The sequence below is a fragment of the Streptomyces sp. NPDC044003 genome, assembly GCF_056435185.1.
On sequence record NZ_JBWKFA010000002.1, the window covers coordinates 109,223 to 125,786 of the forward strand.

At 70.0% G+C, this 16,564-nt stretch carries 18 protein-coding genes; 12 read left to right on the top strand and 6 right to left on the bottom strand.

Going from position 1 to position 16,564, the window contains the following annotated elements; all coding sequences use genetic code 11:
• Positions 1-23: 23 nt before the first annotated feature.
• Positions 24-515 carry an SsgA family sporulation/cell division regulator gene (locus tag AC07AW_RS07135; protein ID WP_478814475.1) on the bottom strand — a complete coding sequence of 164 codons (492 nt, stop codon included), beginning with the start codon at positions 513-515 and terminating at the stop codon, positions 24-26.
• 332 nt (positions 516-847) lie between these two features.
• On the opposite strand from AC07AW_RS07135, the gene AC07AW_RS07140 reads away from it, so the two are divergent.
• Both AC07AW_RS07140 and AC07AW_RS07145 read left to right on the top strand, forming a co-directional pair.
• The gene (locus AC07AW_RS07140) at positions 848-2,287 is read left to right on the top strand and encodes an RDD family protein (protein WP_478814476.1); all 1,440 of its coding nucleotides are present in this window, start codon (positions 848-850) and stop codon (positions 2,285-2,287) included.
• Positions 2,288-2,408: 121 nt separating this feature from the next.
• Positions 2,409-3,149: an RDD family protein gene (locus AC07AW_RS07145; RefSeq protein WP_478814477.1), complete on the top strand. Its 741-nt coding sequence runs from the start codon at positions 2,409-2,411 to the stop codon at positions 3,147-3,149.
• A gap of 13 nt (positions 3,150-3,162) precedes the next feature.
• On the opposite strand, the gene AC07AW_RS07150 is transcribed toward AC07AW_RS07145, so the two are convergent.
• On the bottom strand, positions 3,163-3,420 hold the full coding sequence (locus AC07AW_RS07150; RefSeq protein WP_478814478.1) for a hypothetical protein: 258 nt from the start codon (positions 3,418-3,420) through the stop codon (positions 3,163-3,165).
• A gap of 328 nt (positions 3,421-3,748) precedes the next feature.
• On the opposite strand from AC07AW_RS07150, the gene AC07AW_RS07155 reads away from it, so the two are divergent.
• Complete coding sequence (locus AC07AW_RS07155; protein ID WP_478814479.1) at positions 3,749-6,157, top strand: immune inhibitor A domain-containing protein; 2,409 nt, start codon at positions 3,749-3,751, stop codon at positions 6,155-6,157.
• A gap of 122 nt (positions 6,158-6,279) precedes the next feature.
• Positions 6,280-6,582 (top strand): hypothetical protein, encoded by a 303-nt coding sequence (locus AC07AW_RS07160; protein ID WP_478814480.1) that lies wholly within the window; start codon positions 6,280-6,282, stop codon positions 6,580-6,582.
• A gap of 59 nt (positions 6,583-6,641) precedes the next feature.
• Here the strand turns inward: AC07AW_RS07160 and AC07AW_RS07165 are convergent, their stop codons facing one another.
• Entirely contained in the window at positions 6,642-7,241 is a 600-nt protein-coding gene (locus AC07AW_RS07165) for a nicotinamidase (RefSeq protein ID WP_478814481.1), read from the bottom strand.
• A 97-nt stretch (positions 7,242-7,338) separates the two neighbouring features.
• Positions 7,339-8,667, bottom strand: a complete 1,329-nt coding sequence (locus AC07AW_RS07170) for a nicotinate phosphoribosyltransferase (RefSeq protein ID WP_478814482.1) — start codon at positions 8,665-8,667, stop codon at positions 7,339-7,341.
• Between the two features lie 114 nt (positions 8,668-8,781).
• On the opposite strand from AC07AW_RS07170, the gene clpS reads away from it, so the two are divergent.
• The 7 genes from clpS (at position 8,782) to AC07AW_RS07205 (ending at position 13,534) form a co-directional block, all read left to right on the top strand.
• The gene (gene clpS, locus AC07AW_RS07175; protein WP_041129438.1) at positions 8,782-9,087 is read left to right on the top strand and encodes an ATP-dependent Clp protease adapter ClpS; all 306 of its coding nucleotides are present in this window, start codon (positions 8,782-8,784) and stop codon (positions 9,085-9,087) included.
• Positions 9,087-9,671, top strand: a complete 585-nt coding sequence (locus tag AC07AW_RS07180) for a DUF2017 domain-containing protein (RefSeq protein WP_478814483.1) — start codon at positions 9,087-9,089, stop codon at positions 9,669-9,671. Before clpS ends, AC07AW_RS07180 begins: the two co-directional genes overlap by 1 nt.
• A gap of 321 nt (positions 9,672-9,992) precedes the next feature.
• Positions 9,993-11,429: an amino acid permease gene (locus AC07AW_RS07185; protein ID WP_478814484.1), complete on the top strand. Its 1,437-nt coding sequence runs from the start codon at positions 9,993-9,995 to the stop codon at positions 11,427-11,429.
• A gap of 76 nt (positions 11,430-11,505) precedes the next feature.
• The gene (locus tag AC07AW_RS07190) at positions 11,506-11,931 is read left to right on the top strand and encodes a M67 family metallopeptidase (RefSeq protein ID WP_478814485.1); all 426 of its coding nucleotides are present in this window, start codon (positions 11,506-11,508) and stop codon (positions 11,929-11,931) included.
• Positions 11,932-12,079: 148 nt separating this feature from the next.
• Complete coding sequence (locus AC07AW_RS07195) at positions 12,080-12,208, top strand: putative leader peptide (RefSeq protein ID WP_478814486.1); 129 nt, start codon at positions 12,080-12,082, stop codon at positions 12,206-12,208.
• A gap of 91 nt (positions 12,209-12,299) precedes the next feature.
• A complete protein-coding gene (locus tag AC07AW_RS07200) occupies positions 12,300-12,578 on the top strand; it encodes a MoaD/ThiS family protein (RefSeq protein ID WP_031011677.1) in 279 nt (92 codons plus the stop codon).
• A gap of 5 nt (positions 12,579-12,583) precedes the next feature.
• A complete protein-coding gene (locus tag AC07AW_RS07205; RefSeq protein ID WP_369144470.1) occupies positions 12,584-13,534 on the top strand; it encodes a PLP-dependent cysteine synthase family protein in 951 nt (316 codons plus the stop codon).
• 152 nt (positions 13,535-13,686) lie between these two features.
• On the opposite strand, the gene AC07AW_RS07210 is transcribed toward AC07AW_RS07205, so the two are convergent.
• Entirely contained in the window at positions 13,687-14,184 is a 498-nt protein-coding gene (locus tag AC07AW_RS07210; RefSeq protein ID WP_478814487.1) for a type II toxin-antitoxin system PemK/MazF family toxin, read from the bottom strand.
• A gap of 202 nt (positions 14,185-14,386) precedes the next feature.
• Between AC07AW_RS07210 and AC07AW_RS07215 the strand changes: the two genes are divergently transcribed.
• Positions 14,387-15,142: an MBL fold metallo-hydrolase gene (locus AC07AW_RS07215; RefSeq protein ID WP_478814488.1), complete on the top strand. Its 756-nt coding sequence runs from the start codon at positions 14,387-14,389 to the stop codon at positions 15,140-15,142.
• 108 nt (positions 15,143-15,250) lie between these two features.
• Here the strand turns inward: AC07AW_RS07215 and AC07AW_RS07220 are convergent, their stop codons facing one another.
• A complete protein-coding gene (locus AC07AW_RS07220; protein WP_478814489.1) occupies positions 15,251-16,516 on the bottom strand; it encodes a PTS transporter subunit EIIC in 1,266 nt (421 codons plus the stop codon).
• Positions 16,517-16,564: the final 48 nt, after the last annotated feature.

Genomic DNA, 16,564 nt, shown 5'->3' on the forward strand with positions numbered 1-16,564 from the left:
ATCCCTGTCCAGGGGTACGGGGGTCACAGCTCGCCGTCCTGGGACTCGTCCGACGGCCACGGGTCGCGCAGCCACAGGTCGTCGCCGACCACGGTCGTCGCGAGGATCTCCGCGAGCCCGTCGTCGATGCCGAGCCGCTCGGACTCGGTGCCCGGCGGCACCGCGCGCAGGGTCCGCTCCAGCCACGCGGACACCTGCGCGGACGGGGCTTCGAGCAGCGCGTCGCCGTCGGGGGAGGAGAGCGCCATCAGGATGACGCTGCGGCCGTCGACCTTCGTGGGCCAGATGCGGACGTCCCCGTGGCCGCAGGCCCGGAAGACGCCCTCGACGAGCAGCTCGCGCGCGAAGGTCCAGTTGACCGGGTGGTCGGTGCCGACGTGGAAGGTGATGTGGACGGCGTACGGGTCGTCGGTCCGGTAGGCGAGCCGGGCGGGGACGGGGACGGAGCGCTCGGGGGAGAGCACCAGCTTCAGTTCCAGCTCGCGCTCGACGGTGGTGTTGTCGGTGTTCTGCATGGTCCTGCTCCTTCTCGCGTGCGGGCCCCCTGTGGGCCTTCACCTGGAGAGAGCGGGGTGGTCGCGGTTCATTACGCGACTTCGAGAAGTTTTTTCGGGAAGTTTTTTCGGTAGGACTTCGGGCGGGACGGAGGACGCGACGACGGACGGGATGCACCGGCCCGAACATCACCGGGAGTGATCGATTCCGGTACGTGTCCCCCGAAGGCGGGCTTTCTCGCGGGCTCCTTGTCCCCTCGGGGACGTTCTTCGTTACTGTCCTCCTTGGGCGCGGCACGCCCGGCGCGCGGCCGTGCGGATCAAAGGCGTTGTGACTGAACGGAGTCGGGGCAGTGGCTACTCCTCCTGGAGGCGGCGGAGAGGTACCGCAGGCGGGGTACTACCCGGACCCGTCCATTCCCGGATACATCCGGTACTGGAACGGGGGCGCGTGGGTGCCCGGCACGAGCCGGCCCGCCCCCGCGGACGGCGAGGTTCCGTCCGGTCCTCCCGCCTCGGCGATCCCGGCCGGCCCGATCCTCGCCTCCAGCCCGGCCCCCGCCCCGGCCCCGGTGGCCGCACCGGCGCGGTCCGTCGAGCCGGCACCGGCGCAGTCCGCGACCCCGGCGCAGCCCGTGGCACCGGCGCAGCCCGCCGCGCCCGTTCAGGCCGTCCCGCACGTGCCCGCCCAGGCGCAGGCCCCCGCACCGACACCCGCCCCCGCCCCTGCCCCCGCCCCCGTACCCACGGTGGAGGAGACCGGGCCCGTCTTCTTCGACGAGGAACCGCTCGCGCCCGAGCCCGCGTCGGCCTGGCAGGCGGACTCCTCCCGCCAGACCGGCTTCGGCGGCGACCTCGACCAGAAGGTCTCCTGGGGCACGCCCCGGACGCCCGACCCGCGCACCCCGGCCGAGTGGCCGGTCGCCGGCGGGAGCGAGCCGGAGGAGAAGCGGGCCCCCGTCGCGGACCCCCGGGCCACCGGGGGAGCGGCACGCCTCGGCGGCATGCCCGTCACCCCGATCCCGGCCCCCTCCCCGACTCCCCAGCCCCGGCCGCAGCCCCAGCAGTCCGCGGCCCCCGCCGCGGCGGCCCCGGCGCCCGCGCCCGCCCCGGCCCCCGCGCCCGCCCCGGCACCGGTTCCCACACCGGCCCCGGCGCCCGCGCCCGCCCCCGTACACTCCCAGCCCTCCTGGGCCCAGCAGCCCCAGCCCCAGCCTCAGCCCCAACCTCAGCCCCAGGAGCAGCAGCCGGTCGTCCCGTGGAAGCCGCCCGTCGAGGACGTGTTCCAGGCGGCCGCCCGCGCGCAGGCCGCCGCGCGCCCCGCCGGGCTCGGCAGGCGTCTGCTCGCCCGGCTGATCGACAGCGTCGTCCTGGGTGCGCTGGTCGGCGCGGCCTCCTTGCCCTTCGTGACCGCGGCCGTCGACCACATCGAGGACAAGATCGAGGCGGCCCGGCAGTCCGGCACCACCGTCCAGGTCTGGCTGCTCGACACGACGACCTCCGTCCAGTTCGGCATCGCGCTCGCCTCGTTGTTCGTCATCGGCGTCCTGTACGAGGCGCTGCCCACCGCCAAGTGGGGCCGCACGCTGGGCAAGAAGCTGTGCGGGATCGAGGTGCGGGACATCGAGGCGCACCAGCCGCCGACCTTCGGCAAGGCGCTGCGCCGCTGGCTCGTCTACAGCGTCCTGGGGCTCCTGGCCGTCGGCGTCCTCAATGTCCTGTGGTGCCTCTTCGACCGCCCCTGGCGTCAGTGCTGGCACGACAAGGCGGCCCGTACGTTCGTCGCGCGCTGAGAAAGCGGCGGGGAGCGTCCGGGAGCGGCGGAGAGCGGCGGGGGACTGTCGGGGGGAGCGTCGTCCCCCGAACGGGCGGTGATTCCTTGCGGGGCCGTCACGGCCGGGATGCACTGCCCCCATGAGCACCGACCAGCCGCCGCCCGGCCAGCCGCCCGAGGACGACCCGTTCAGCAAGAGGCCCCCGGAGCCACCGCCGGAAGGGCCGCCGCCGGAAGGGCCACCGCCGGAAGGGCCGCCGCCGTCAGGGCCGCCGCCGGGAGGCCCGCCCCCGGGGAGTCCGTACGACTCCCCGTACGGCTCCCCGTACGACAACATGCCCCCGCCCCCACCTCCGTACGGCGGCTACGGCGGCGGCGGCTACGGAGGGACCGATCCGCTCTCCGGGATGCCGCCGCTCGCCGAGACCGGCCGGCGGATCCTCGCGCGGCTCATCGACTGGGTGATCATCGCGGTGCCGCTGGCGATCATCGGCATCCCGTTCGACATCTACCAGCGGGCGACCCGGGACGGCGACGGCTTCGACAACACGGTCAACAGCCTCAACGGCGGCAGCCAGCTGGTCTTCCAGCTCATCACGATCGTCGCGTACGTGGCGTACGACACGGTGCTGACGGCCAAGAACGGCCAGACCCTCGGCAAGAAGCTGATGAAGCTGCGGGTCGCGATGCTCAACGACGGGACGACGCCCCCGATGAGCCAGTCGCTGCTGCGGGCCGTCGTGCTCTGGCTGCCCGCGCTGATCTGCTGCGCCTGCCTGTGGCCGCTGCTCCTGCTGATCCTGATCACGGTCGACAAGCCGTACAAGCAGGGTCTGCACGACAAGGCGGCGAAGACAGTGGTGGTGAGCGTCCCTCAGTAATGCGGACGGAGCGTCACGAACCGATCCGGGTATCGGCCCCCGCGCCCACGCGCTGGGCCGGCACCCGGATCGCTTCGTCCACCGGGGTATTGACGGGCCGCTCGCGCACCGGCATCGTCACCGCCACGAGGGCGCCGAGCAGCAGGCCGGCGGTGCAGATCACCGCGATGCCCAGGGTCGTCGTCGTACCGGAGAGCAACAGCAGGGCGACGGTCGCGAGGACGACGGTGGCCGAACCGTAGGTGAGTTGTGCGGCGTTCGGACGCTGCATGACGGGTACCGCCCCTCGAGACTTCGGTTCGACTCTACGACGGTGGATGCCCGGGCGGTGTGACAGGTAAGCGTGACCTTACCCACGGCGCTGTTGCACGGGGGGCGCACGGGGGCACGAAACCGTCAATCTTCCTTCACTGCGCGCCCGCTGGATGTTCGATTATCGGAAATCCAGTCCTGCATAGTGCAGTTGACCCGTTCAAGTCAAGATCTGTCTTTTCTCGTCCCACTCCGGTCGAATGTCGTCACTTGTGACGCGCGACCCCCGCCGGACGGACACCCCACCTTCGGTCCGAGGGCGAGGGCGCCGGGGAGGACAACATCAAGTGACCAACAGACGACGGGCGATCAGAGCGTCCGCAGTCGTCGTGGCGCTCGCGGCCACCGCCGCCACCGCCTCGACCTTCACCACCGCCTGGGCCGACAATCACGGCAGCGTGACGCCGGCCGGCATCCAGACCGTCGACAAGACGACGGTCGACCACGACCTGCCCGGTCCGTACAGCGAGCAGCAGGAGCAGCAGCGTCAGGCTGCCCTGGAGCAGGTGCTGAACGGCGAGGCCACGGTCCAGAACCGGGGCGGCTCCAAGGTCGTCAAGCTCGACAACAAGAAGTACGTCGAGCTCGGCCGCGAGAAGACCGACAAGATCTTCACGATCCTCGTCGAGTTCGGCGACCAGGTGGACAACACCACCCTGGTCGACCGTGACGACGACGACACCAACGAGCTCAAGCCGAAGTACGGCGGCGAGCCCGGCCCGCTGCACAACGCGATAGCCCAGCCGGACCGTGCGCACGACAACTCCACGGCCTGGCAGGCGGACTACAACCAGCAGCACTTCCAGGACCTGTACTTCGGCACCGGCAAGAACGCCGACGGAAGCCAGAAGCAGTCCCTGAAGACCTTCTACGAGAAGACCTCGTCCGGCCGGTACTCGGTCGACGGCACCGTCTCCGACTGGGTCAAGGTCCCGTACAACGAGGCCCGCTACGGCTCGAACTGGTGCGGCGACCACAACTGCAACAACGTCTGGGACACCGTCCGTGACGGCCTCACCGCCTGGGTCGCCGACCAGAAGGCCAAGGGCAAGAGCGACGCCGAGATCAAGGCCCAGCTGGCCGAGTACGACCAGTGGGACCGCTACGACTTCGACGGCGACGGCAACTTCAACGAGGCCGACGGCTACATCGACCACTTCCAGCTCGTGCACGCGGGCGAGGACGAGTCGGCCGGCGGCGGCGCCGAGGGCAAGAACGCCCTGTGGGCCCACCGCTGGTACGCCTACGGCACCGACGCGGGCAAGACCGGCCCGGCGAACAACAAGTCCGGCGGCGCCCCGATCGGTGACACCGGCATGTGGGTCGGCGACTACACGATGCAGCCGGAGAACGGCGGCCTCGGCGTCTTCGCCCACGAGTACGGCCACGACCTCGGTCTGCCGGACCACTACGACACCTCGGGCGGCGAGAACTCCACCGGGTTCTGGACCCTCATGTCGTCCGGTTCCTGGCTCGGCCAGGGCAAGGACTCCATCGGAGACCTGCCCGGCGACATGAACGCCTGGGACAAGCTCCAGCTCGGCTGGCTGAACTACGCCAAGGTCAGCGACTGGCAGCGTTCCACCAAGACCACCCACAAGCTGGGCGTCTCGGAGTACAACACCAAGAACCCGCAGGCGCTCGTCGTCGAGCTGCCGAAGAAGCAGGTCACCACCGACATCGTGGCTCCCGCCGAGGGTGCCACCCAGTGGTGGAGCAACATGGGTGACGACCTCAAGAACACCCTCACCCGCTCCGTCGACCTGACGGGCAAGTCCTCGGCCTCCCTGGACCTCCAGGGCTGGTGGGACATCGAGAAGGACTACGACTACCTCTACGCCGAGGTGTCCACGGACGGCGGTGCCAACTGGACCGCCCTCGACGGCACCGCCGACGGCAAGGCCCTGCCGCGCGACGCGAGCGGCGCCCCGGCGCTGACCGACGTCTCCGGCGCGTACAAGAAGCTCTCGTACTCCCTCGACGCCTACGCGGGCAAGAAGTTCGACCTCCGCTTCCGCTACCAGACGGACGGCGGCGCGGGCGGCAAGGGCTTCACGGCCGACGCCATCGCGGTGACCGCCGACGGTGCCTCCGTCTTCTCCGACGGTGCCGAGAACGGTGACAACGGCTGGGTCGCCAAGGGCTTCTCGCGTGTCGGCAAGGGCTTCACGAAGGAGTACGAGCAGTACTACATCGCGGAGAACCGCCAGTACGTCTCGTACGACAAGACCCTCAAGGTCGGCCCGTACAACTTCGGTTTCACGGGTGACAAGGCGAGCTGGGTCGAGCACTACCCGTACCAGAACGGTCTGCTCATCTGGAAGTGGGACCTGTCCCAGAAGGACAACAACACCTCCAAGCACCCGGGCGTGGGTCGGGTCCTCCCGATCGACTCCCACCCGAGCCCGCTGAAGTGGTCGGACGGCAGCCTGATGCGCAACCGCATCCAGGCGTACGACTCGCCGTTCAGCCTCTCCCGCACGGACGGCTTCCAGCTGCACTTCAAGGACGTCGCCACCTGGGTCCCGTCGCAGGCCGGTAACCCGACCTTCGACGACCGCAAGGGCGTCTACTGGTTCGCCGAGAACCCGCGCGCCGGTGTCCAGGTAACTGACACCAACACCAAGATCCAGGTCGTCAAGGAGCCGAAGGATGGCCAGACGATCACGGTTCAGGTCGGTCCCTCGACCAAGTAATCGGTAAAACCGCAGGTCAGATCATGATCGGCCGTCGCCCTCTAGCGGGCGGCGGCCGATCGTGTTTAGGTGCGTCTGACGCATTTCTTATTGACATCTGATCCACGGGGGAGTGGTTCCGCATGCCCAACGGAGGGTTCTGCAAGCTGCCGGGAGGCAGTGTGGTCGTCGCCATAGGGCTCCCGAGCCCGGCCGGCGACGGTGCCACCGTCCGCTTCCTGGTCCACGCCGCCAACCGCGCCCGCGCCCTGACCCGGCTGCGGAACCTGGGGCTCCGGGCGGTCTACCTCCGCGGCAACGCGGAGCCGCCGACCCCGGACGAGATCACCGCGGTCCTGCACCATCCGGAGGGCCTGCTCTGGAGATCCCACGTCCACGAGCTGTGGCACCCCGTACGGTCCCTGCCGAAGGAGCCGGCGGCGTAGGGCCTGTCCGGCGGATCATGGCCGGGTCCGACCCTGATCCGCCGGACAGGCCCTGGGCGCTACGCCACCACCGGCTTGCCCGTCAGCTCCACGCCCGCCGTCCGGAGCTCCTCCAGGGCCCGGTCCGTGGTCTCCTTGGCCACCCCGGCCGTCAGGTCGAGCAGGACATGGGTCCGGAAGCCCTCCCGGGCCGCGTCCAGGGCCGTGGCCCGGACGCAGTGGTCGGTGGCGATGCCGACCACGTCGACCTCGGTGACGTGCCGCGAGCGCAGCCACTCCGCGAGCGTCATGCCGTTCTCGTCGAACCCCTCGAAGCCGCTGTACGCCGCGGAGTACGCGCCCTTGTCGAAGACGGCGTCGATCGCCCCGCTGGCGACGGCGGGCGCGAAGTTCGGGTGGAAGCCGACGCCCTCCGTCCCGGCCACGCAGTGCACCGGCCAGGAGGACACGTAGTCCGGCTGCTCGCCGGCCGGGGCGAAGTGCTCGCCCGGGTCGACGTGGTGGTCGCGGGTGGCGACGACGTGCCGGTAGGAGGTGCCCGCCGTCTGGCCGACCAGGTCGGTGATGGCGGCGGCGACGTCCGCGCCGCCGGTCACCGCGAGGCTGCCGCCCTCGCAGAAGTCGTTCTGAACGTCCACAACGATCAATGCGCGGTGCATGGCGGGTGTCCTTAGCGCGTCGGAAGGGAGGCTTCGAGCCTAGAGACTTCCCCCTCCGTTCGGGAGGGGGCGGTCCCGAGGACTGCTACGTGTACGGCTACGCGTACTCCGTCGGCAGGACCGGCTCGCCCCGCGACAGCTGGATCGCCGACATCGGCAGCCCCGCGCGGGCCGCGATGTGCCGCGCCCTGGCGGCCTCCAGCGGCTCCCGGGCCACCACGTCGCCGCCCTTGACCAGCTCGACGAGCAGCTGGTGGCCGGCGAGCTCCGGCGGGACCGGGCCGGTGCCCACGACCTCCGCCTCGGCGACCCCGGCCGCGTCGGGCCGACGGGCCGCCCACTTGCGGCCGCCGACCGAGGCCTTGCCGCCGAGCGACTTCTTGGCGACCGGCACCAGGGGCGCCTTCGGGTCGGCCGAGGCGGCCCGGGCGACCAGCTTGTAGACCATGGAGCAGGTCGGGTGGCCGCTGCCGGTGACCAGCTGCGTGCCCACCCCGTACGCGTCGACCGGAGCCGCCGCGAGCGAGGCGATGGCGTACTCGTCGAGGTCCGAGGTCACCACGATCTTCGTGTCCCGGGCGCCCAGCTCGTCGAGCTGCGCCCGCACCCGGTGCGCGACGAGCAGCAGGTCGCCGGAGTCGATCCGGACGGCCCCGAGCTCGGGCCCGGCGACCTCGACGGCGGTACGGACGGCCTCGGCCACGTCGTACGTGTCGACGAGCAGGGTCGTGCCGCGCCCGAGGGTCTCCACCTGGGCCCGGAAGGCGTCCCGCTCGCTGTCGTGGAGCAGGGTGAAGGCGTGGGCGGAGGTGCCGACGGTCGGGATGCCGTAGCGGAAGCCGGCCGCGAGGTCCGAGGTGGCCTCGAAGCCGCCGACGTAGGCGGCGCGGGAGGCGGCGACGGCGGCGAGCTCGTGGGTGCGGCGGGCGCCCATCTCGATGAGGCGCCGCCCGCCGGCCGCGGCCGACATGCGGGAGGCGGCGGCGGCGATGGCCGAGTCGTGGTTGAGGATCGAGAGGATCACGGTCTCCAGGAGCACGCACTCCGCGAAGGAGCCCTCGACGCGCAGCACGGGGGAGCCGGGGAAGTACACCTCGCCCTCGGGGTAGCCCCAGATGTCGCCGGAGAAGCGGTAGCGGGCCAGCCACTCCAGGGTCGGCTCGTCGACGATGGCGCGTTCCCGCAGGAAGCCCAGGACGGCGGGGTCGAAGCGGAAGTTCTCGACGGCGTCCAGGACCCGGCCGATGCCCGCGAGGACGCCGTAGCGCCGCCCCTCGGGCAGTCGCCGGGTGAAGACCTCGAAGACGGAGCGCCGGTCGGCGGTGCCGGCCCGCAGGGCCGCCTGGAGCATGGTCAGCTCGTACTGATCGGTGAAGAGCGCGGTCGACGGCACGTCCACCGGCAGCCCAAGGTCCGCAGCGTTCATGCCAGCGATGCTAGCGCAGAAATCGTCAGAGTGACGAATAGTGGCTCCGCACAGTGGGTCCTTCCGGGTGCCCCGTTTGCGCGACGGGCCCCCAGGGGTGACAACATGGTGTGAGTGAGCGTCGCGCCTATTGAGATCGAACGTACGGAATCGGCCGAGGAGGTCTCCGCGGTCGTCGAACCCGACGTGCCCTGGGTGACCCTTGTGCACAACGATCCGGTCAACCTGATGAGCTATGTGGAGTACGTCTTCCAGTCGTACTTCGGATACTCCAAGGACAAGGCGCACAAGCTGATGCTCGACGTGCACAACAAGGGCCGCGCGGTGGTCTCCAGCGGCACCCGCGAGGAGATGGAACGGGACGTGCAGGCGATGCACGGCTACGGCCTGTGGGCGACCCTCTCCCAGGACCGCTTCTGATGGCCGGCCACTTCGAAGCCCTCTCCGGCGGCGGCGCGGCCGTCGCGCTCGACGACGTCGAGATCTCCATCCTGCGCTCCCTCGCCGTCCAGCTCATGGAGCTGATCGGGCCGGGCGACGAGCCCGCCGCGGACGCGGACCCGCTGGCCGCGCTCTTCGCCGAGGGGCCGAGCGAGCCCCCGTCCGACCCCGCCCTCCGGCGCCTCTTCCCCGACGCGTACGGGGACGACAGCGAGGAGCTGCGGGCGGCCGCCTCCGACTTCCGCCGCTACACCGAGAACGACCTGCGGGCCCGCAAGCGCGAGGACGCCCTCGTGGTCGTCCGCGCCCTGGACTCCCTGTCCGCCGAGGCGGCGGGGGAGGGCGGCGCGGTCCTGAAGCTCACTCCGGAGGACTCCCGGGCCTGGCTCGGCGCGCTCAACGACCTCCGGCTCACCATCGGGACCCGGCTGGAGATCACGGACGACGAGGAGAGCGAGCAGCTGTACCGGCTGCCGGACTCCGATCCGCGCAAGCCGATGGTGATGGCATACCTCTGGCTGGGGGCGCTCCAGGAGTCCCTCGTCGCGACCCTGATGGCCTGACCGGCCGGCCGTTCACGCCCTGTTCGCTCAGCGGACGCTCAAATCCGGATAACGAATGCGTTATCAGAGCGTCCGCTCTGTCATCTTGCACGCCCTTTGTCCGTATTTTTTTGTGGCGTGCGCCACATAAAACTCCGCTGATCACCCCCCACCCCGTGATAAATCTTCACGACCACTCGGGCAACGCCACCCCTGTTCCCGAGGGCGCTTGGGCCGGCTGACCGCCGGTAGCACTCCATCCACATCCGGGGGGATCAGGATCTGATCCGCAGCAGACGCACTCGCAGTCGCGCGGATCAGCATGGAGAAAGGCGCACCACCATGACCTCAGTGCAGGTCGACAAGCAGCACGACGGCAATGAGGCCGCGGACTCCGCCTCCGGCGAGGGTTACCACCGGGCACTCGGCGCCCGGCAGATCCAGATGATCGCGATCGGCGGTGCCATCGGCACCGGGCTCTTCCTCGGCGCGGGCAAGGGCATCTCCATCGCGGGACCGAGCCTGATCCTCGCGTACGCGGTCGCGGGCCTCGTCATCTTCTTCATCATGCGGGCGCTCGGCGAGCTCCTCATGTACCGCCCCGTGTCGGGCTCCTTCTCGGAGTACGCCCGCGAGTTCATCGGCCCGTTCGCGGGCTTCGCGACCGGCTGGACGTACTGGCTCTTCTGGGTCGTCACCGGCATCACCGAGGTCACCGCCGCGGCGACCTATATGACGTACTGGTGGGACATCCCCCAGTGGCTGTCCGCCCTCGTCTTCACCGTGATCCTCTACGCCGCCAACCTGATCTCCGTGAAGCTCTTCGGTGAGCTGGAGTTCTGGTTCTCCATGGTCAAGGTCACCGCGATCGTCGGCATGATCCTGATCTGCGCCGGCATCCTCACCCTCGGCTTCTCCGACGCCGGCGCCACCGCCTCCGTCACCCACCTGTGGGACCTCGGCGGCTTCTTCGCCGGCGACGACGGCATCTTCTCCACCCTGATGACCCTCCAGATGGTCATGTTCGCCTTCCTCGCGGTGGAGCTCGTCGGCGTGACGGCGGGCGAGTCGAAGGACCCGAAGACGGTCCTGCCGAAGGCGATCAACACCGTGCCGTGGCGCATCGCCGTCTTCTACGTCGGCGCGCTGATCATGATCCTGTCGGTCGTCCCGTGGACCGCCTTCAAGCCGGGCGTCAGCCCCTTCGTCGAGGCGTTCGAGCGGATGGGCCTCGGCATCGGCGCCGCCATCGTCAACTTCGTCGTCCTGACGGCGGCCCTGTCCTCCTGCAACTCCGGCATGTACTCCACCGGCCGCATGCTGCGCGACCTCGCGCTCAACGGCCAGGGCCCGAAGGTCTTCACCAAGCTCACCAAGTCCGGCACGCCGCTGGTCGGCACCACGGTCTCGGCCGCGCTGATGATGGTCGGCGTCTGGATCAACTACCAGTGGCCCGGCGAGGCGTTCAACTACGTCGTCTCCTTCGCCACCATCTCCGGCATGTGGGCCTGGATCGTCATCCTCTTCTGCCAGATCCGCTACCGCCTCAAGGCGGACCGCGGCGAGCTGCCGCAGTCGTCCTTCAAGGCCCCGGGCGGCATCTGGTTCAGCGTCTTCTCGCTCGCCTTCATCGGCATGGTGATCGTGACGATGGGCATGGACAAGGACAACCGCGTCGCGCTCTACGGCGCTCCGGTCTGGGGCCTGGTCCTCGCGGTCTCCTACCTGGTCCTCAAGGCCCGCAACCCGCAGGGCGCGGCCTTCGCCAAGCGCTCCTGATCTGCCAGGTCTCACCATTCGGGCCGTTCCGTACCATCCATCGGTACGGAACGGCCCGTCTGCTTATCCTGTCGGCATGCTGACCATCACCCGGGCCCTGTACGACCAGATCGTGGCGCACTCCCGCGCGGACCACCCCGACGAGGCCTGCGGGGTCGTCGCCGGCCCGGTCGGCGAGGGCCGCCCGGAGCGCTTCATCCCGATGCTGAACGCCGCGCGCTCGCCCACCTTCTACGAGTTCGACTCCTCGGACCTGCTGAAGCTCTACCGCGAGATGGACGACCGGGACGAGGAGCCCGTGATCATCTACCACTCGCACACCGCGACCGAGGCCCACCCGTCCCGCACGGACATCTCGTACGCCAACGAGCCGCAGGCGCACTACGTCCTCGTCTCCACCGCCGACACCGACGGCGCCGGCCCCTTCCAGTTCCGCTCCTTCTCGATCGTCGAGGGCGTCGTGACGGAGGAAGAGGTCAAGGTCGTCGAGGCGTACGCGTAGGCCTCACCGGGGGCGACCGTTCCGTTCTCGCGGGACGGTCGCCCGCGACCAGGCGGTCTGCCCGCCGAAGTCCGCCAGTCGGTCAGGAACCATCCGGCATATGAGATCACATTCCGGAACCCGGACCGGGAATCGATACGATGAGCCCATGGTTTCCCACGACGTGAGCGAAGAGACTCCGAGCACCACCATGCTCGTGGCACGCCTGCACGTCGACCTGTGCCGCCTCGCCAGCGCGATCTGTACCTCACGCTGTACCGCACGCGCTGCGCGCTGAGCACCCGGCCGAGCGCCCTCACCGCACGACCCCCTCCGCGCGGGGCCACAGAAGCGCGCCCATCACGCCACTTCCGACAGGAGCCCACGCCATGGCCATCGAGGTCCGCATCCCGACCATCCTCCGCACCTACACCGACGGCGAGAAGGCCGTCGAGGGCAGCGGCGCGACCCTCGCCGAGCTCTTCGCCGACCTGGAGACCCGCCACAACGGGATCGAGGCCCGCATCGTGGACGGCGGCAAGCTCCGCCGCTTCGTCAACGTCTACCTCAACGACGAGGACGTCCGCTTCCTCGACGGCATCGACACCAAGCTCACCGACGGCGACAGCGTCACGATCCTGCCGGCCGTCGCCGGCGGCATGGTCTGATCCACATGCGCTACGACTCCTCGCTGGCCGCCGTCGGCAACACGCCGCTGGTCCGCCTCCCCCGGCTCTCGCCCTCGGACGACGTCCGCATCTGGGCGAAGCTGGAGGACCGCAACCCCACCGGCTCGGTCAAGGACCGCCCTGCGCTCCACATGATCGAGCAGGCGGAGAAGGACGGCCGCCTCACCCCCGGCTGCACCATCCTGGAGCCGACCAGCGGCAACACCGGCATCTCCCTCGCCATGGCCGCCAAGCTCAAGGGCTACCGCATCGTCTGCGTCATGCCCGAGAACACCAGCGAGGAGCGCCGCCAGCTGCTCGCCATGTGGGGCGCCGAGATCATCTCGTCCCCCGCGGCCGGCGGCTCGAACACGGCGGTACGCGTCGCCAAGGAGCTCTCCGCCGAGAACCCCTCCTGGGTGATGCTCTACCAGTACGGCAACCCCGACAACGCCGGTGCGCACTACGCCACCACAGGCCCGGAGATCCTCGCCGACCTCCCCTCCATCACCCACTTCGTGGCCGGCCTCGGCACCACCGGGACCCTGATGGGCGTCGGCCGCTACCTGCGCGAGCACAAGCCCGACGTCAAGATCGTCGCCGCCGAGCCGCGCTACGACGACCTCGTCTACGGCCTGCGCAACCTCGACGAGGGCTTCGTCCCCGAGCTGTACGACGCCTCCGTCCTCACCACCCGCTTCTCCGTCGGCTCCGCCGACGCGGTCACCCGCACCCGCGAACTCCTCCAGCAGGAGGGCATCTTCGCGGGCGTCTCCACCGGCGCCGCGCTCCACGCGGCCATCGGCGTCGGCAACAAGGCCCTCAAGGCGGGCGAGACCGCCGACATCGCCTTCGTCGTGGCCGACGGCGGCTGGAAGTACCTCTCGACGGGCCTCTACACGGCCAAGACGACGGAAGAGGCGATCGCGGCGGTCCAGGGCCAGCTCTGGGCGTAGTAGGTGTGGGCAATCGTCCCGCTGGGGCGATGGGGGTCCCCCCCCGCTCGAGCGAAGCCGAGAGCTTGGGGGAGGGTGGGCACACCGGACGGCGCGTTCAGCCGCGCCCAGGCTCCAGCGCCCGAACCCGCACCGGAAGAGGCCGCACCGAGCTAGCGCGCAAGATGGCGGACCTGGTCCCACACGACCGGGTCCGCCGTCCCCACTCTCCGGCGGAAGTCCCCCACCGGAACCTCCCGCAGCTCGTCCGTCTCCAGGAAGCTCGGCCGCCCCTGCGCGTCACCCACCGCCCCCGGCGGCAGCGCGATCACGCCCGGCCGCTCGTCGTGGTACTTGCTGGTGATCTTGGCGACGAGCGCGCTGTCCCCTCGTACCACGAGCACCAGACAGGGCCGGTCCTTCGACCCGGGCCCGTCCTCGAAGGGCACGTCCGCCCACCAGATCTCGGCCGCTCTCGGCGCCCGGCCGGGTCGAGCCGGAGCCCGCCGGGGCCCGGCGGGGCCGCGCGGCGGCCGAGTCCGCCCCGCAGGCCTCCGCCTCGACCGATTCCCCCCTCCCCCAGACTTCGTCCGGGGGGACCCCCAGGCGACCGCCACCACCAGCGCGATCACCACGACCGCGACCAGCGCGGGCCACCACGACGTGTCCATACCTCAAGAAGGTACCGGTGCGCGCCCCACCCCGCCGCCGCGCCCCGCCATCCATCCGAACCGGTGACAGAGCCCGTGAGTTCGCCCACAACGGGCCACCACGAAGGAGCGTCGGGCCCGGGTGCGCCTTACGCTCGACTGACCGCACAGCCTCCCCTCCCTCAGCGCGTTTCCCGCACCCGTCCACGGAGGTTCACGCTCCATGAAGCTCACCGTCGTCGGCTGCTCGGGGTCGTTCCCGTCCGCGGACTCGGCCTGTTCGAGCTACCTCGTCGAGGCCGACGGCTTCCGGCTGCTCCTCGACATGGGCAACGGCGCCCTGGGCGAGCTGCAGCGACACATCGGTCTGTACGACCTCGACGCGATCTTCCTCAGCCATCTGCACGCGGACCACTGCATCGACATGTGCGGGTACTTCGTCGCCCGTTACTACCGGCACGAGGGCGGACGCTGCGACGCGATCCCCGTGTACGCCCCCGAGGGCGCCGAGCAGCGCCTGACCACGGCCTACGCGGACACGCCCTCGCCGTCCTCGATGAGCGAGGTCTTCGACTTCCGCACGCTGAAGTCCGGCGACAGCTTCGAGATCGGCCCGTTCTCCGTCCGTACGGAGAAGGTGTGCCACCCGGTCGAGGCGTACGGCATCCGCGTCGAGCACGGCGGCCGTTCGCTCACGTACTCCGGGGACACCGGGGTCTGCGACGCGCTGCACGACCTCGCCGGCGGCACCGACCTCTTCCTCTGCGAGGCCTCCTTCACCCACGGCAAGGAGGACGTCCCGGACCTCCACCTCAACGGCCGGGAGGCCGGCGCGCACGCGAGCCGGGCGGAGGTGGGCCGCCTGGTGCTCACCCACATCCCGCCGTGGACGGACGGCGAGCGGAACCTGGCGGACGCGCGCGAGGTGTACAAGGGCCCGTCGGAGCTGGCGCGGCCGGGAGCGGTGTACGAGATCTGAGTTCCCGTACGCGGAACGTCCCGTACGCAGAACGTCTGTACGCAGAACAGGGAAGGCCCCGGAACCTGAAGCCAGGTTCCGGGGCCTTCCCCTTCGTACGGGCGGGGCTCACGCCTTGGTGAGGTCCTCGATCTCCTCCTCGGGCTCGCGGCCCGGGGTGGGGAGGTTGAACTTGGTGATCGCGAAGCGGAAGACCACGTAGTAGATCGCCGCGAAGACCAGACCGATCGGGATGATCAGCCACGGCTTGGTCGAGAGGTTCCAGTTGAGCAGGTAGTCGATGCCGCCCGCGGAGAAGGTGAAGCCCGCGTGGACGCCGAAAGCCCAGGTGACGGCCATGGAGACGGCGGTCAGGACCGCGTGGATCGCGTACAGGACCGGCGCGATGAACATGAAGGTGAACTCGATCGGCTCGGTGATACCCGTGACGAAGGAGGTCAGCGCGAGGGAGACCATCATGCCCATGACGGCCTTGCGGCGCTCGGGGCGGGCGGCGTGGGCGATGGCGATCGCGGCGGCCGGGAGGCCGAACATCATGATCGGGAAGAAGCCCGACATGAAGATTCCGGCGCTCGGGTCACCGGCGAAGAAGCGGTTGAGGTCACCGTGGACGACCTCGCCGGCGGCGTTGGTGAAGTCACCGATCTGGAACCAGGAGACGGTGTTCACGAACTGGTGCATGCCGACCGGGATCAGCGCGCGGTTGATGAGACCGAAGAGACCGGCGCCACCGGCACCCAGGCCGGTCATCCACTCGCCGAAGCTGGAGATGCCCTCACCGATCGGCTCCCAGACCAGGCCGAAGACGACGCCGACGGCGGTGCCGACGAAGGCCATGATGATCGGGACGAGACGGCGGCCGTTGAAGAAGCCGAGCCAGTCGACGAGCTTGGTGCGGTGGAACCGCTGCCACAGGACGGCCGAGAGCAGACCCATCAGGATGCCGCCGAGGACGCCCGGGTTGTTGTACGTCGCGGCGACGTCGACACCCTTGTTGGCGGTCGTGTTGACGACTGCCTCGGTGATGGGGAAGGCCTTCAGCACGTTGCTGTAGACCAGGAAGCCGACGAGCGCGGCCAGGGCGGTGGAGCCGTCCGCCTTCTTGGCGAAGCCGATGGCGACGCCGATGCAGAAGAGCAGGGGCAGGTTGTCGAAGACCGCGCCACCGGCGGTGGCGAAGACCGACGCGACCTTGTCCCAGCCGAGACCGTCCTTGCCGAAGACGTCAGGCTGGCCGAGACGGAGCAAGATACCCGCGGCCGGCAGCACGGCGATCGGCAGCTGCAGGCTGCGACCGACCTTCTGCAGGCCCTGGAACAGGCCGGATCCGCGCTTCTTCGCGGGAGCGGCGGCCTGGGCGGTGGCCGTACTCATCAACTTCCTCCAGTAAGGCAAGGCGCCGCCATGACAGTGAACACGGGG

Excerpts from the sequence above, each read along its gene's own strand:
- AC07AW_RS07165 (WP_478814481.1), bottom strand. The coding sequence starts at position 7,241 with ATGCACCGCGCATTGATCGTTGTGGACGTTCAGAACGACTTCTGCGAG.
- AC07AW_RS07180 (WP_478814483.1), top strand. The coding sequence starts at position 9,087 with ATGGCCGGCCACTTCGAAGCCCTCTCCGGCGGCGGCGCGGCCGTCGCG.
- AC07AW_RS07170 (WP_478814482.1), bottom strand. The coding sequence starts at position 8,667 with ATGAACGCTGCGGACCTTGGGCTGCCGGTGGACGTGCCGTCGACCGCG.
- AC07AW_RS07135 (WP_478814475.1), bottom strand. The coding sequence starts at position 515 with ATGCAGAACACCGACAACACCACCGTCGAGCGCGAGCTGGAACTGAAG.
- AC07AW_RS07220 (WP_478814489.1), bottom strand. The coding sequence starts at position 16,516 with ATGAGTACGGCCACCGCCCAGGCCGCCGCTCCCGCGAAGAAGCGCGGA.
- AC07AW_RS07215 (WP_478814488.1), top strand. The coding sequence starts at position 14,387 with ATGAAGCTCACCGTCGTCGGCTGCTCGGGGTCGTTCCCGTCCGCGGAC.
- AC07AW_RS07195 (WP_478814486.1), top strand. The coding sequence starts at position 12,080 with ATGGTTTCCCACGACGTGAGCGAAGAGACTCCGAGCACCACCATGCTC.
- AC07AW_RS07185 (WP_478814484.1), top strand. The coding sequence starts at position 9,993 with ATGACCTCAGTGCAGGTCGACAAGCAGCACGACGGCAATGAGGCCGCG.
- AC07AW_RS07210 (WP_478814487.1), bottom strand. The coding sequence starts at position 14,184 with ATGGACACGTCGTGGTGGCCCGCGCTGGTCGCGGTCGTGGTGATCGCG.
- AC07AW_RS07160 (WP_478814480.1), top strand. The coding sequence starts at position 6,280 with ATGCCCAACGGAGGGTTCTGCAAGCTGCCGGGAGGCAGTGTGGTCGTC.
- AC07AW_RS07190 (WP_478814485.1), top strand. The coding sequence starts at position 11,506 with ATGCTGACCATCACCCGGGCCCTGTACGACCAGATCGTGGCGCACTCC.
- AC07AW_RS07145 (WP_478814477.1), top strand. The coding sequence starts at position 2,409 with ATGAGCACCGACCAGCCGCCGCCCGGCCAGCCGCCCGAGGACGACCCG.
- AC07AW_RS07150 (WP_478814478.1), bottom strand. The coding sequence starts at position 3,420 with ATGCAGCGTCCGAACGCCGCACAACTCACCTACGGTTCGGCCACCGTC.
- AC07AW_RS07205 (WP_369144470.1), top strand. The coding sequence starts at position 12,584 with ATGCGCTACGACTCCTCGCTGGCCGCCGTCGGCAACACGCCGCTGGTC.
- AC07AW_RS07200 (WP_031011677.1), top strand. The coding sequence starts at position 12,300 with ATGGCCATCGAGGTCCGCATCCCGACCATCCTCCGCACCTACACCGAC.